This window comes from Paenibacillus sepulcri (genome assembly GCF_042647105.1).
Taxonomy (GTDB): Bacteria; Bacillota; Bacilli; order Paenibacillales; family Paenibacillaceae; genus Paenibacillus_Z; species Paenibacillus_Z sepulcri.
Genome location: NZ_JBHRUP010000001.1, coordinates 5,736,308 through 5,750,622 on the forward strand (window position 1 = coordinate 5,736,308; position 14,315 = coordinate 5,750,622).

Sequence of the window (14,315 nt, forward strand, 5' to 3'; positions counted from 1 at the left end):
AGTATGACGCCTTAGGAAAGGAGAATGGATGAATGAAAATAATCCGTTATAACACGCTTCTCGATGAACTCATTCCCGAAGGGCGGGAAATTCATAAGCTTGCTTCCGGATATTCGTTCGCGGAAGGACCTGTCTGGTGTTCACGGACCAACCAGCTTTATTTCACAGACTTTCCCAACCATCATATTCATACCTGGAGCGAGGCGGATGGGGCACGGCTTTACAAGGAGCAAAGCGGCAGGGCGATCGGTCTTGCACTGGATGCGGAGGGCCGCCTGCTTCAGTGCGAATCGCTGGCGCGGCGGATTTCCCGCATTGAAGCGGATGGAGCCGTAGCCGCTCTGGCAACGCATTATCAGGGAAAGCGGTTGAATAATACGAACGATGTCATCGTGAAAAAGGACGGGACGATTTACTTCTCCGATCCCTACAGCGCGATGCTGGGAGATTCCAGAGATCTGGATTACAATGGCGTATTCAGGTACCGCCCGGCAACAGGAGCTGTCGATTTGCTGGTCGGCGACTTTGAGCGGCCTAACGGCCTGGCCTTTTCGCCCGATGAATCTCTGCTCTATATTAACGATACCAACAAACAGCATATTAAGGTGTATGATACTGCGCCCGACGGAACCGTAAACCCTGAAGGTCGGATCTTCGCAGAAATGGATGCGGCAATGGGGCCGGGGGCCGCGGATGGAATGAAAACCGATGAGCGGGGCAATGTGTATGTCACCGGTCCGGGCGGCATCTGGATATACGCGCCATCAGGGGAGCATTTGGGCAGAATCGAGCTGCCCGAGGTTGCAGCCAATTTATGCTTCGGCAGCGGGGCCGGCTCGCAGCGGAACGATATTTTGTATATTACCGCTTCCACTTCTTTATACAGTGTGAGGCTTGATGTTTGCGGAGCTATGTAGAATGGGTGCTTGCCACAACCTTATAGCATTTATAAGTTTTACGCCTATAAATGTCCATAAGATTTGAGGGAAGAAACGAACTGCTCCGCCAAAGAACGGCGATAGCCGTTTCTTCTTTTATAAACGGGGAGGGATACAGGATGAAGTTTGGTTATTTGGGACGATCCGGCATGAGAGTAAGCCGGTTATGCCTGGGTACGGCTGCTTTCGGCAGCGAGAAGAAGAAGCCGGGGGATTACGGCAGCGTGACGGAGCAGGAAGCGCATAACATCATGGATGCCGCTCTGGATGCGGGAATTAATTTTTTTGATACAGCCAATGTATACGGCGATCTCGGACAGCGCGGCATCACGGAGGAAATCATTGGCCGCTGGTTCGCCAAGGGCGGCAGCCGCCGCGAGCGGGTCGTGCTCGGCACGAAGGTCGGACGCATGTTTGACGATGACATCATCGACGGTCCGAATCAGCCGCAGGGACTGTCCTTATATAAAATCCGCCGCCATTTCGAAGCTTCGCTGAAACGATTGCAGACCGACCATATCGAGCTTTACCAGATGCACCACGTCGACCGCAACGTATTGTGGGAGGAGCTGTGGGAGGCCTTCGAGGGATTGGTGCGGCAGGGCAAGGTGGATTATATCGGCTCCTCGAATTTCGCAGGCCGGGATTTATTGAAAGCGCAATCAAGCGCCAAAGAGAGACATTTCATGGGCTTGATCTCCGAGCAGCATGGCTACAGTCTGGTCAACCGTTATGCCGAATTGGATACGCTTCCCACAGCAAGAGATCTGGGAATTGGCGTTACGATCTTCAGCCCCTTGGCCAGAGGGCTCCTGGCTCTCGACATCACGCGCCCTGTCCCGCAGACGCTGAGCGGTCATGCGCGCAAGCTGCTTGAGTCGCACCGTCCACAGCTTGAGCAGTACTCCGCCCTCTGCCGTGAGCTCGGGGAGAAGGAGGCTCACGTCGCCTTGGCCTGGTTGTTGGCGAATCCGGCAATCTCCGCGCCGATCATCGGCCCCTGTACGGTAGCGGAGCTCGAGGATTCGCTGAGGGCTGTCGAGATCGAGCTGGATGAGCCGACTCTAAGGCGGCTGGATGAGATTTTCCCGGCGCCGCGCGAGTTGAATATTTTTCAATAAAGAGGGTGGGGATCGCCATGTCGAATAACTCGCCGTGTACAATTGCTGAGACTGCTGTTTCCAATATAAAAATGCTGGTTTTGGAGAACATCCTGCTCAAAATCAGCATTTTGACCGGAAAAGGCGCCGATCTGTACGAATTCATCTATAAGCCCCTGGATATGGACGTCCTTCTGAAGACTGGCGCAGGACTCGAAGGCTTCCGCGGCAGGAATCTCGCCGAACAGCGGCTTGGGATGTATTCGGAGCTCTATGCGGGAGGCTGGCAGGACTGCCTGCCGCATAGAGCCCGATACGGCAGCATCGAGATTACGCAGGATACGGGCGGGATCGCCGCGACGCTTCCATGGGAGTATGAAATAATCGAGAACACGGCCGACAAGGCGGCTGTCCGCTGCTATATCCAGCTGCCGGAAATCCCCATGTATGTTGAGAAAACCTTCATGATCAGGCAGAACGATCCCGTCTTGTATATCGGGGAGCGAATCCGGAATACGGGAAACTCCGCTATCGCGTTTACCTGGACGCAGCATCCTGCGTTCGGGGGACAGTTTCTGGACGAACACGTGACCGTCGAGGTGCCGGATTGCATCGCATTCCATCCCCGTCAGTATGCGGCTGCTCCCGGCAGCGGTCTGGGCAGTTATGAGGAGCCGATAGACCGGATTACGCTGCCAAGCGGCGCAGCCAGGAATATTCGGGAGGTGCTTCCACGGGAGGCGCATGAACAATTATTTCTCGTGCTGAAAAATATCAGCGAGCCCTGGGCGAGGCTGGTCAACCGGAAGAAGGGAGTCGGCGTTTCGCTCCGCTGGAAGCTCGACGCTTTTCCGTACATCCGCTATTGGAGCAGCATCAGCGATGACATCTATACCGTTGCCATCGAGCCTTCCAATGACGCGTTTGCCTCGTTGGACGATTCTCTGACTCACGGCACTTTCCGGGAGCTGCAGCCGGGTGAGGAATATGCCACCGATTTTAGCTGCGGAATTTTTGAAACAACGGTCTAAATTCTCTGGAAAGAAGGGCTGCTCCATGACAGTGGCGATAACGGTTCGGGATGATTCTCCCAGATTGAAGCTGGCGCTTGGTCACTTGACCGAAGCGCTCGAAGAGATCGGGGAACCCTGGAGCTGCGGAGCGCCGGACAGTCCGGCGTCCACAACTATTATGATAACGGCAAGCGTAGAGGAAGCAGCATCGTACGGGCTGAACATGGATGCCGGCGTTCGAAGCGAGGGCTTTGAAATCCGCCAAGGCATTTATAAGGGCAGGCAGACGGTATACGTGCTGGCTGCCGAGGAAACGGGAGGGATGTACGGCATATTCGAGCTTGCCGAGCGGCTGCAGTCGAAGGGTAAGCTGCTGGATGTCCCGGAGTGCGTGATGAACGCCAAATTTCCCTTCCGCGCGCTGAAGTTTAATTTGCCCTGGTCCAGCTACAGGACGAATGAATGCTTCGACCTTCAGCACGACGCCGTCCGCGATCTGGACTTCTGGGTCCAGTTTCTCGATATGATGGCCAGGAACCGCTATAATACGCTGACACTCTGGAATCTGCACCCCTTTCCCTATATGATCAGGCCGGTGAATTTTCCGGAAGCCTGCCCCTTCACAGAGCAGGAATTATCGGAGTGGAGGCAGTATTGGACCTCGCTGTTCCAGATGGCGAAGGATCGTGGAATCGAAACCTATATGGTGAACTGGAATATTTTCGTATCGGAATCGTTCAAGGCGAACTACGACGCAAATGCTGTCAGCGATCTGCAGCATTATTACGGCGATTCCTATTCCACGGAGCAGATTAAGCAGTATAACCGCGAATGCGTAACGCAGTTGATCGACGAATACCCCGATTTGACCGGCCTTGGCACATCGCTGGGGGAAAGAATGCATGATATGACTCCGCAGGATAGGCAGACATGGATCGAGGATGTCTATTATGAAGGAATGAAGCGGGCAAGCCGGCCTGTCAAATTCATTCACCGCGCGCCGTTTTCCGTCGATCCGCAAATTACGAGAGACTCCATTGAGAACAACGGCTTTCTGCCCGAGCCGGTCTGGGTCGAAGTGAAGTTCAACTGGTCCCATGCCTATTCCTCCCCAAGACTGCTGCTCACGCATGGCGGTTCGGCAGGAATGGAGGGGTATTGGGATCGGCCGCCGGCCAATTACAAAATCACCTGGATGGTGCGCAATGAGGATTTCTTCACGCTCCGCTGGGCGCAGCCTGATTTCATCCGGACGCATATCTCGGCTAATGCTCATGACTATGTCGGCGGATATTATATCGGCTCCGAGTGCTTTATCCCTGCCGACGATTACTCTCATGCCGCGGGACATCCCCATATGGACTGGACCTATGCTTTCGAGAAAATGTGGCTGTATTACATGCTGTGGGGCCGGCTGCTGTACGATTCCGGGACGCCAGATACCGTCTTCGAGGAGGCAATCGGCCGGCGCTTCGGCAAATCCGCAGGGAGTCCGTTATTAAGCGCTTATTCCGCCGTCTGCAAAATGCCGATGGCGCTGGCCTCGTACTTTTCGTTCACATGGGACTTTACCTTATATGCGGAAGGCTTCATCGCAAGCGACAATACCAAATGCGACTCACCCGGCGATGCCTTCATTTCATTGCAGGATCTGCTGGAAAGCACGCCGTTCGATCCCGAATATTTGTCGCTCAGGGATTATACGGACCTGCTGCTGGGCGGCGGTTCCATGGAAGGGCGGACAACGCCCCTCCAGCTCGCGGATACGCTGGAAGCGGACGCCGGCCGCGGGTTGGCTTTGCTCGGGGCGATCCGCTCGGAGCGTCCGGCTCTTGACTGCGAGAAGGCGGATATTGAGGCGTGGGCGTATCTCGGTCTTTATTTTGCCGCCAAGCTGCGGGCCGGGGTGCATGCTGCGCTGTTTGAGAGAACCGGCGAAGAAGCGGAGCGGCAGAACGCTGTGGAATGGCTGAGTCCGCCGCATGCCGCCAGCCACTGGGAGGCGCTGATTGCGGTGACGAATGCCCATTACCGCGAGCAGCCTCTGATGCACCTGGGGGAAACGCCGTTCAGGTGGGATTTGTTCCGGCCGCAAATTGCGGCGGATATCGCATTTGCAAGCGGAAAAGAGGCGATAGAGCATGCTGAAGGTCATGATCGTAGAGGATGAGGATATCGTCAGAGATGAAATCAAGCATCTGATCGATTGGGAATATCACGGCTTCGCGCTCATCGCCGAAGCGAGGAACGGCCGCGAGGGCTTGCGGCTATTCGAGGAGCAGAATCCCGACATCATCATCTCGGACATCAAGATGCCCGTGCTCGGCGGCCTGGAAATGACGGCGGGCATTCTCGGCAGGCAGAAAAACAAGAAAATTATCCTGCTGACGGCCTTCGGAGATTTCGATTTTGCGCGCGAAGCGATCAAGCTGGGCATTCATTCCTATGTGCTGAAACATGAGCTGGACAGCGAAATATTAGTGGAAGAGCTCAATAAAGCGAAGCAGCAGATTGAACAGGAAGAGAGCGCGGGCTACCTGGCCAGAAAAGAGCATCTGCGGATGTTCCTCAAGCGCGCGGCATCGCAAACGGGTGAAGCGGAGACGGCAGGTCTCGCGAGTCCATTCCCCTGGCAGGGCAGGACGGGAATATTCATTGTGGGGCTTGACCGCAAGCCCCGGGAGCGGGAACCGCTGCAGCCTGTGGATGAAGGGATAGAGCGGGGCGAGTTTATCGACCTTCTGTATACCCGGCTGTTCAAAGGATTCGAAGCCGAGGCGGCCGATTTGTCCAACCGCGAATATGCGGTTTTTGTCCGGATTCCCCAGCCGTTCAGCGAGAGTAAAATGTACGAGTTCAACTGGGCGTTCGCCCGGCATCTTCAGCATCAAATTGCCCGGGCCAGCGGCCATACCGTGTCCATCGCCATCGGGCCGATTTTCGAGAATCCTCGCGCCACGAAGGAATCCTTGAAGAAAACAAGGGAAATCTACGCACTGAAAATTTTCAATAAAAGCAGCTGCATTCTGACCGGTGCCGGGAAGGCGCCGAATCAGGATATTCCCTATCCTGCGATAGAGCAGAAGCTGAAGGATATTCAGGATGACCTCAGCTTGAGTCGGTATGCTGACGTGATCGGGAAGATCAGAGATCTGTTTACACGCCAGCTGGTGTCGCTTCAGGATACGGGCTTGCTGCGCAAATGCATGTTTGAGCTGGTTCGGATCATCAATCTTCAGAAATCGCCGCAGCAGGGCGCTCCGATTATCGACCCTATTGAAAAGCTGGCGGAAATTCAGGATCTGGACAATGTATTTCAAATGTCCGACTGGTTTGAGTGCATTGTCGGGCAGATCTCGGAGGAGTCCAAATCGAAGCACAGCAGGAAGATCAGGGATGTGCTTCAATATATTCATGCCAATTATCAGAAGGATATTTCGCTGAATGAGGTTGCCGACAGGCTGGGGCTAAGTCTGATTTATACCAGTCAGCTGTTCAAGAAGGAGGTAGGCATTTCATTCGTCGTCTATCTCGCCAGGTACCGGATCGAACGCGCCCAGGAGCTTCTGGAGACGGGGAATTATAAAATCTATGAGGTGGGCTCGATGGTCGGCTATCAAACGGTGCAGTATTTTTGCAAAACCTATAAACGGATAACGGGAAGAAATCCCGGCAGCCGCTAACGCTATACGGCAGGAAGAGGGATCTTATGACAAGTCGGTTCAACTTATGAGAATCAAGACAAAAATCGTCACGCTGACTTTTCTCGCTATATTGCTTTCCGTCGGACTAATGGGAGTTTCCATGTACATTTACGTCAATCCCATTCTCAGCAGACAGACCATCAGAGACAACCAGACCATCGTCGGGAAAATAACGCAGCAGGTCTCGTACACGCTGGAGGATACGGTGACCTACGCCAAGGGGATTATCGTCAACGACCAGCTGCAGGCTTTATTGAAGAAAACGATGGTAACGGACGGTTACGACTATTTCTCGACGGTCTGGAAAATCAATACGCTGCTCAAGGAATACAATTTCCTTAGGGACAATATTATCGTGGATATGAGCATCGTCGATACGCATGGCAAGGCGCTCGAGCTGAGCGGCATTTACTACAGCGACCTGAGCGGGGGCTGGTACGACGATTTCAGAAACAGCCATACATATAACGGGGTCTCCAGACCCCATATCGTGGTCGCTCCGTCGAATACATCCCGTTTGAATGTGGTGACGTATGTGACCAATATCTATGATAAACAAAACCCCTCCCGGAGCGTTTATTTGGGCAAGCTGCTGATCAACCTGAACTATGCCGCACTGGTAAAGCCGATGCTCGTGGAGCCCTCACTCGGGATCAAGATTATCGCTTTCGACAAGTCGGAGCATACGATTTACTCCCCCGACCCATCCTCTGCCGCCATTCCCGATGAATTGCTGAAAGGGCCTTCACAGACCCAGAACGTCTTGTTCAGGGCGGGCCAGTATTATATCTTTGATTCGATTCCATCCAGCAACTGGACGATTACCGGAACGATATCCAAAAGCAAAATAAACGCGAATATGAAATATTTCAATTACGCGATTGTGTATATTTTTTTGATCTGCCTGCTGTTCATGTGGATCATCATTTATCCGGTAGCCGCCAATGTGGCAAAGCCCCTGCTCAAGCTGGTTCGCGGCATGAGGCAGGTGGCGAAGGGGGAATTCCACACCAATATCGTGGTGACAAGCGGAGACGAGATCGAGGAAGCGGCCAGAGTGTTCAACCGCATGGTCAAGGATATCAAGAAATTATTGGACGAGTCTGTCCTCATGGAGAAAAAGGAAAGAGAACTGGAGCTCAAAATGTTCATGCTGCAGATCAATCCGCATTTTATCTCCAACACCCTGAACGCCATTATTTACCTGGCGCGCAAGGCGAACGCCCCGGATATTGTCACGCTGACGAAGGCGTTCATCTCCTTCCTGCAGACAACGATCAGGAATCACCCCAAGATGCTCTCCAGCATCGGGGACGAGATGAACTATATCGACGACTACAATATGATCCTCAAATACAGGTATAACGATGCGGTGGAAGTCATCTGGCAGGTTGATGAGTCGTGCAAGGCATATAAAATTCCGAAAATGATCCTGTATCCGCTTGTCGAGAACAGTATCTTTCACGGGATTCTGCCTGCCTTGAGGAAGGGCTGGATACGGATCCATGTCTCATCCGACTCCAATGCGCTGAAGGTCAGCGTGGAGGACAACGGAGTTGGAATCAGCCCAGGCATTCTGGACAAGCTCCGGGGGCAGATGGCCTCGCCTGCGCTGGAGGAGGATCTGGATCACATCGGGCTGCTTAATGTAAACAACCGTCTGAAGCTGCTGTTCGGCCATACCAGTATTCTGAATATTGAAAGCACGGAAAACGAAGGTACGCTGATCTGGTTTTCGCTGCCGCTTATTTTCCTGACGCACGACCCTAAAAATGTATAACAGATCATAATTTTGAGCTATATTTTGCGATTCCCGCAGATGATAAATTCAAGATGCAGGAAAAAGATAAACAGGAGGAGGCAGTTGAATGAAATCACGCATTTGGAGGGGTATACCGTTATTTCTTGTCAGCATTCTTATAGGTACGCTGCTTGTGTCATGCAGCAGCGGCGGCGGTAACAACCAGACGGCCGCGAATAATGAAGAATCACAGCAGAGCTCAGACACAGGCGGGAAGACGGCGGAAAAAAAGACAGACATCAACATCTGGACATGGGATGTCTCGGACAGCCGCAAGAAACTGTATGAGGAATTTACCAAGCTGAATCCGCAGTACAATATCGTGCTGACCTCGGTTCTGGCCAAGGATATGGCGCAAAAGCTCCAAACTGCGCTTGCCTCGGGAGCCGATCTGCCGGATATCGCCTGGCTTGAACAGACGTTCCGCGGCAAGCTGCTGTCGCTGGACATTTGGGAGGATCTTTCCAAGGAGCCTTACAGTCTCGACACCTCCCAGCTGCTGGACTACCTGATACCCCTGGAAACGACAGATTCCGGCGTATATGTCGGGCCAGAGGCTCCTTCCGTAGCCGGCATGGCGTACAAGCGGGCTTTGGCCAAGGAATACTTCGGCACTGATGATCCTGCGGAGCTGGAGAAAATTTTTACCGACTGGGATGTATTTATCGAAAAGGGGAAGGAAGTTAAACAGAAATCAAATGGAAGCGTATTCATGTTTGCCAGTCTGGGCGATGCCTATGCGTTCCTGAAGGGCCAATCGAGCACGCCGTTCATCCAGGGCGATACGCTTAATTTCGATCAGGGCGTCAAGCCGATTCTGCAGAAGCTTGTGGAAATGAAGCAGGCGGGAATCGTCGATACGCTGGATGTTTCATCGCCGGCCGAAGGCACGTCATATACGGACGAGATTCATATCTTCTACCCGTGCGCCAACTGGTCCGTCGACTTCACGATCAAGGCCAATGACAAGGACGGGATTGGCCGCTGGGGCTTCATGATCCCGCCGGGCGGCCCTTTCCCTTTCGGCGGAACGGTTCAGGGGGTTCCGGCGAAGGCCAAGAACAAGGTGGGTGCAGCGGAACTGATCAAGTTCTTCTTCATGACCGAGAAGGGCTCGGAAATTATGCGTGACCAGAAAGGGAATTTCTCCCCTTACAAGCCTGTCTATGATATTCCGAATTTCTATTCCCATAAGGATGAGCATTTTGCGGGGCAGGATGTCATGGCCGTGTTCGATACGGATATTTTCCCCAAAATCAAATCGGTGCGTCTGCCGAGCAAATATGATCAGGATATCGATGATGCGATGAATGTTGCGATGCAGACGATCAACGCGTCCGAGGGCGGCAGTGTGTCCGTCGACGAGCTGGTCCAGAAAATGCAGGACGACATCATGACCAAGCAGCCGGATATCAAGGCATAGTTCCGTTAAAAGAAGCGGGGTTCGGGTTAACGCCCAACCCCCTTTATACACAGTCAGATGTTTTAACTCCATTCGTTAGAGGGTGAAGGATTTGCAATGGAATGGAAGAAAGCTGGTTCCCTATTTTCTCATTACTCCGTATTTTCTGCTGTATGCGCTGTTTAGTCTCTTCCCGATTGTGTACTCGCTTGTTCTCAGCTTTACAAGCTGGGACGGGATTTCCGCCAAGACGTTTGTCGGGTTGAAGAATTATATCCGTATCTTCACGGACGATCCGCTGTTCTACAAATCCATTTTCAACACGCTGCTGATCGTCGTGGTCACCATTCCGGTGGAGATTGTGCTGGGGCTGGCGCTTGCGGTATTCCTCAAGGATTTCTTCAGCAGATCCCGGACGACGTTCCAGTTAATCAATTTTTTCCCGTATATTACGACGCCCGTCGCGATCGGGATTATCTTTCAGATCATGTTCGACTGGAAGACCGGCACCGTGAACATTCTTCTGGAGAAGATCGGAGTGGACTCCGTCAACTGGCTCGGTACCTCCACGCCTGCGAGAATAGTGGTCATGATAATTGTAGGCTGGGTCGGATACGGCTATAAAATGGTGCTGTTTCTCTCGGGCTTGTCGACGATTCCCGAGGAGCTCTATGAATCGGCCAAAATCGACGGCGCGAAATGGATCAACTCCTTCTACTACATTACGCTTCCGATGCTGAAGCCGATCATGCTGTTCGTAGTCATTACGAGCATTATTAACGGGTTCAAGCTGTTCGATGAGCCCCAGCTTCTGTTCCAGTCGGCCTCACAGCCGATTGGAGGTCCCGATCATGCCGCAATGACCGTCGTGATGCGCTATTACGAAGTGGCGTTCAAGGATTTTCAATTCGGCTACGGCTCGGCGATTGCCTACAGCCTGTTTATCATCATTTCGATTTTTTCCTTTTTGACCTTGAAGATTATGAACCGCGGGGAGGAGACCTGACACTTGAGTATATCAATCGCAAAATGGCCGGTGTATTTCTTTGTGGCGGTCTTGTCCCTGCTTGCCCTGATTCCTTTCTATATGATGATTGTGATGGGCACCTATGTCAGCGAGGATCTGTACACGGGTCTAAAGCTGCTGCCGGGCAATTATTTCATTGAGAATTTCAAATCGATTATGGAGCAGAATTTTTTCAAATTTTATCTGAACAGCGTCTATGTCTCGGTGCTGAACACGGTCGGAGCCGTGCTGATCAGCGCCCTGACGGGCTTTGCTTTTGCCAAATACAATTTCAAGGCGAAGAAGTCGCTTTATTATTTTATTCTGGGCACGCTGATGATCCCTTCGCAGCTTGGACTGATCGGTTTCGTGGTGGAGATGCGGACGCTCGGACTTGCCAATACGCTGTATCCGCTCATTATCGGCGGCCTGGCCAACGCTTTCGGCGTTTTCTGGATGACGCAGTATATCGCAAGCTCCGTTCCCAATGAAATTATTGAGAGCGGTAGGCTGGACGGCTGCAGCGACCTCGGTATTTTCGCCAGGATTGTGCTGCCCGTCATCCGGCCGGCCATGATTACGCTTTTCCTGCTGTTCTTCTTATGGTCCTGGAACAATTATCTGACGCCGCTGGTTCTCATTAACAAGGAATCGTTATATACGATACCGCTTGCCATATCTACATTGGGGAGCGAATACCGGACGGATTATTCCGCCAGAATTCTGGCTCTTGCCATTGCGACGCTGCCGATTCTCGTCATATTCGGCTTCGGGTCCAAGCATCTTATCCGGGGACTTGTAGGCGGGAGCATCAAGGGATAGATAAGGAGTGCGATGATGAAACAGATTGTGGAGCTAAACGGGGACTGGGAGCTTAAGAGCTTCAAGCCGGTCGATCAAATAAACGCCGATAACAAGGAATGGGAGACGGCGGAGAACTGGATCAAGACTTCTGTGCCGGCGCAAGTACATGAGATATTGCTGCGGGAAGGCATTATCGAGGACCCTGCGCTGTGGGGGAAAACCGAAGCGTGCCTGTGGGTGGCCGAGCAGGACTGGATTTATCAATGTGAATTCGCCTGCGGAGAGCCTGCTGTATCCGGGGGAAAGGCCTATCTGCATTTCAAAGGTCTGGATACGCTGGCGGATATTTATTTGAACGGAAAGCATCTGGCCAGCCATAACGATATGTATCTGCCGCTCAGGGTGGATGTGACCGGCCGGCTGGAGCCGAATAACACCCTGATGATCCATTTTCACTCCGTGCATGAATATATCAAGCATCTGGAGCTGCCGGAGGAATGGATCGGCAAAATCAGACCGAGCCGGTTATTGCGGAAAAACGAGCATGATTTCACCATGTATCTGGGCGCCAAGCCTTATCTTACCCACGTGGGCATTTACGATAAGGTACTGCTGGAAGTGATAGACGAGGCGGAAATTATCGGGACGGATCTTCGGGTCAGGCTGCTGGACGGCTACGGACAAGGGACGATCAAGGTAACAGCCGACGGGTGGGGCAGCGTGGGAGAATGCGGGCTGAAGGTTGAAGTCCGAGATCCGGACCGGCGCCTTGTTGCGGAATACAGCGGCAGGGCAGACCGCAATCATAAAGGCCGATGGGGGCATTCCTGCGAATTGACCATCGACAGCCCCCGGTTATGGTGGCCGCGCGGCTACGGAGGGCAGCCGCTGTACGAGGTTGCCGTGGAGGTGCTGGTAAACGGCGAGGTCAGGGACCGTGAAGTGAAACAGATCGGATTCAGGGATGTTGTCATGGCGAAGCCGCTGGACTTTGTCATCAACGGGCGGCCTGTCAAATTATGGGGAGCCTTGTCTGCTCCGATTCAGGGCATTACGCATTGCTGGGACAATGAGAAATCCAATCTGCTGCTGGATATGCTAGAGAACTGCAATATGAACGCGCAGCGGGTATGGGGCGGATGCGACCGGTACGACGACGCGTTCTACCGGGAAGCGGACAAGAGGGGCATCCTCGTCTGGCAGGAATTTTTTCATGATTACGGCATGTTTCCCGATACGCCGGATTACCGCGAATTATGCAGGAAGGAAGCCGAATATCAGGTCAAGCGGCTGAAGCACCACCCTTCCATCCTGCTGTGGTGCGGCGGGAACGAATGCTTTATGGGGGCGGAATTCGAGCTGCCGGGCGAGTCTTATATTGGCGGCGAAATATTTCTCGAGGATTACAGAAACGTCTGCGGGACTCTCGATCCGGACCGGTATTATCATATCAATTCGCCATCGGGAGGCAGCTACTCCAATGATCCTCTGGAGGGGGACACGCACAGCTATACCAATACCTGGTATGTGCCTGGAGCCGATTATCCGGTCTTTATCGCAGAGGAAATCCGGACGTCGCCGCCAGCGGTGAAGAGCTTCGTCCGGTATATGGGAGAAGAGAGAGCGTGGCCCGCAGGGTACTCGGGAATGATCACCAGGAAGGACCAATACCCCTGGCCGGATACGTGGACGGAGCGCACGACTACATTCGGGTGGAGAAAAATCCCGCCGATCGAACAGTTCTACGATTCGGATGATCTCGAATCGGCGGTCTATAAATTCGGAGCGGCCCATGGACTCTACTTGAGGAAAATTATTGAGAACAACCGCAGAGGAAAACCGTCCGCAAGTCCGGAGGGAGAGCGGATCACCAAAGGGCATTTCGTCTGCAGATGGAATGATCCCTGGCCGGTCATCTATGGCTCGATGATCGACTATTATTTTGAACCCTATATTCCCTATTATGCTGTCAAAAGAGCGTACGAACCGGTTCTGCTCTCCTTCGACGTGAACAATTTCATTCATCTATGGGTGGTTAATGACAGCCCGGAGGATGTGGGGGGAACCTTGTTTATCAAGCTGTTCAACCCTACCGCCAACGGCTTTGCCGGAGAAATGACGAGGAAGGTAGCCGTCCCTCGGGGTGAATCGAAGCTCATTGCCAATCTGAATGAGTTCAACCAGTTTTCGAGAGAGTATATCCTCTACGCCTGTCTCGTAGACGGCACAGGCAAAGTCGTAGCCAGGACGAATGATTTCGTGGATATTGAAAAACATTTGAAATTTCCCGAAGCCAGGCTTAATATGGAAATAAACGGAAATTATTTGATGCTGACTACGGACCGGTTCGCCAGAAGCATTGAGCTTGGCGGCAGCGATGAGGGGGATGAGTTCGGCTGGCTGTTCGAGGACAATTACTTCGATCTGCTTCCGGGTGAAGAGAAGCGCATCCGAATATGGGGCAGGCACACGAAGGGAATCATTTCGGCCAAACCGTATTATTCGCCGTTCGTTACCAAGGTCTCTTTCAACCTGTAACTGTCATTC

General features: G+C 52.8%; 10 protein-coding genes. All 10 read left to right on the plus strand.

The features are described 5' to 3' along the window. Positions 1 to 32 precede the first annotated feature (32 nt). Complete coding sequence (locus ACFOLF_RS25150) at positions 33 to 917, plus strand: SMP-30/gluconolactonase/LRE family protein (protein ID WP_210046821.1); 885 nt, start codon at positions 33 to 35, stop codon at positions 915 to 917. Positions 918 to 1,057: 140 nt separating this feature from the next. After that, positions 1,058 to 2,059: an aldo/keto reductase gene (locus tag ACFOLF_RS25155; RefSeq protein ID WP_210046822.1), complete on the plus strand. Its 1,002-nt coding sequence runs from the start codon at positions 1,058 to 1,060 to the stop codon at positions 2,057 to 2,059. 17 nt (positions 2,060 to 2,076) lie between these two features. Then, on the plus strand, positions 2,077 to 3,069 hold the full coding sequence (locus ACFOLF_RS25160; protein ID WP_210046823.1) for a DUF4432 family protein: 993 nt from the start codon (positions 2,077 to 2,079) through the stop codon (positions 3,067 to 3,069). 25 nt (positions 3,070 to 3,094) lie between these two features. After that, positions 3,095 to 5,221: a hypothetical protein gene (locus ACFOLF_RS25165; protein ID WP_210046824.1), complete on the plus strand. Its 2,127-nt coding sequence runs from the start codon at positions 3,095 to 3,097 to the stop codon at positions 5,219 to 5,221. Further along, positions 5,193 to 6,734, plus strand: a complete 1,542-nt coding sequence (locus ACFOLF_RS25170; protein WP_210046825.1) for a response regulator transcription factor — start codon at positions 5,193 to 5,195, stop codon at positions 6,732 to 6,734. The genes ACFOLF_RS25165 and ACFOLF_RS25170 overlap by 29 nt, the downstream gene beginning before the upstream one ends. Before the next feature lie 46 nt (positions 6,735 to 6,780). Then, positions 6,781 to 8,535, plus strand: coding sequence for a cache domain-containing sensor histidine kinase (locus ACFOLF_RS25175; RefSeq protein ID WP_210046826.1), 1,755 nt, complete (start codon positions 6,781 to 6,783; stop codon positions 8,533 to 8,535). A gap of 88 nt (positions 8,536 to 8,623) precedes the next feature. After that, positions 8,624 to 9,979 (plus strand): ABC transporter substrate-binding protein, encoded by a 1,356-nt coding sequence (locus ACFOLF_RS25180; RefSeq protein ID WP_210046827.1) that lies wholly within the window; start codon positions 8,624 to 8,626, stop codon positions 9,977 to 9,979. A gap of 91 nt (positions 9,980 to 10,070) precedes the next feature. Next, the gene (locus tag ACFOLF_RS25185; protein WP_210046828.1) at positions 10,071 to 10,964 is read left to right on the plus strand and encodes a carbohydrate ABC transporter permease; all 894 of its coding nucleotides are present in this window, start codon (positions 10,071 to 10,073) and stop codon (positions 10,962 to 10,964) included. Positions 10,965 to 10,967: 3 nt separating this feature from the next. Beyond that, a complete protein-coding gene (locus ACFOLF_RS25190) occupies positions 10,968 to 11,786 on the plus strand; it encodes a carbohydrate ABC transporter permease (RefSeq protein ID WP_379114322.1) in 819 nt (272 codons plus the stop codon). 12 nt (positions 11,787 to 11,798) lie between these two features. After that, a complete protein-coding gene (locus tag ACFOLF_RS25195; protein WP_210046829.1) occupies positions 11,799 to 14,306 on the plus strand; it encodes a beta-mannosidase in 2,508 nt (835 codons plus the stop codon). Positions 14,307 to 14,315: the final 9 nt, after the last annotated feature.

Excerpts from the sequence above, each read along its gene's own strand:
- ACFOLF_RS25150 (WP_210046821.1), top strand. The coding sequence starts at position 33 with ATGAAAATAATCCGTTATAACACGCTTCTCGATGAACTCATTCCCGAA.
- ACFOLF_RS25155 (WP_210046822.1), top strand. The coding sequence starts at position 1,058 with ATGAAGTTTGGTTATTTGGGACGATCCGGCATGAGAGTAAGCCGGTTA.
- ACFOLF_RS25160 (WP_210046823.1), top strand. The coding sequence starts at position 2,077 with ATGTCGAATAACTCGCCGTGTACAATTGCTGAGACTGCTGTTTCCAAT.
- ACFOLF_RS25165 (WP_210046824.1), top strand. The coding sequence starts at position 3,095 with ATGACAGTGGCGATAACGGTTCGGGATGATTCTCCCAGATTGAAGCTG.
- ACFOLF_RS25170 (WP_210046825.1), top strand. The coding sequence starts at position 5,193 with ATGCTGAAGGTCATGATCGTAGAGGATGAGGATATCGTCAGAGATGAA.
- ACFOLF_RS25175 (WP_210046826.1), top strand. The coding sequence starts at position 6,781 with ATGAGAATCAAGACAAAAATCGTCACGCTGACTTTTCTCGCTATATTG.
- ACFOLF_RS25180 (WP_210046827.1), top strand. The coding sequence starts at position 8,624 with ATGAAATCACGCATTTGGAGGGGTATACCGTTATTTCTTGTCAGCATT.
- ACFOLF_RS25195 (WP_210046829.1), top strand. The coding sequence starts at position 11,799 with ATGATGAAACAGATTGTGGAGCTAAACGGGGACTGGGAGCTTAAGAGC.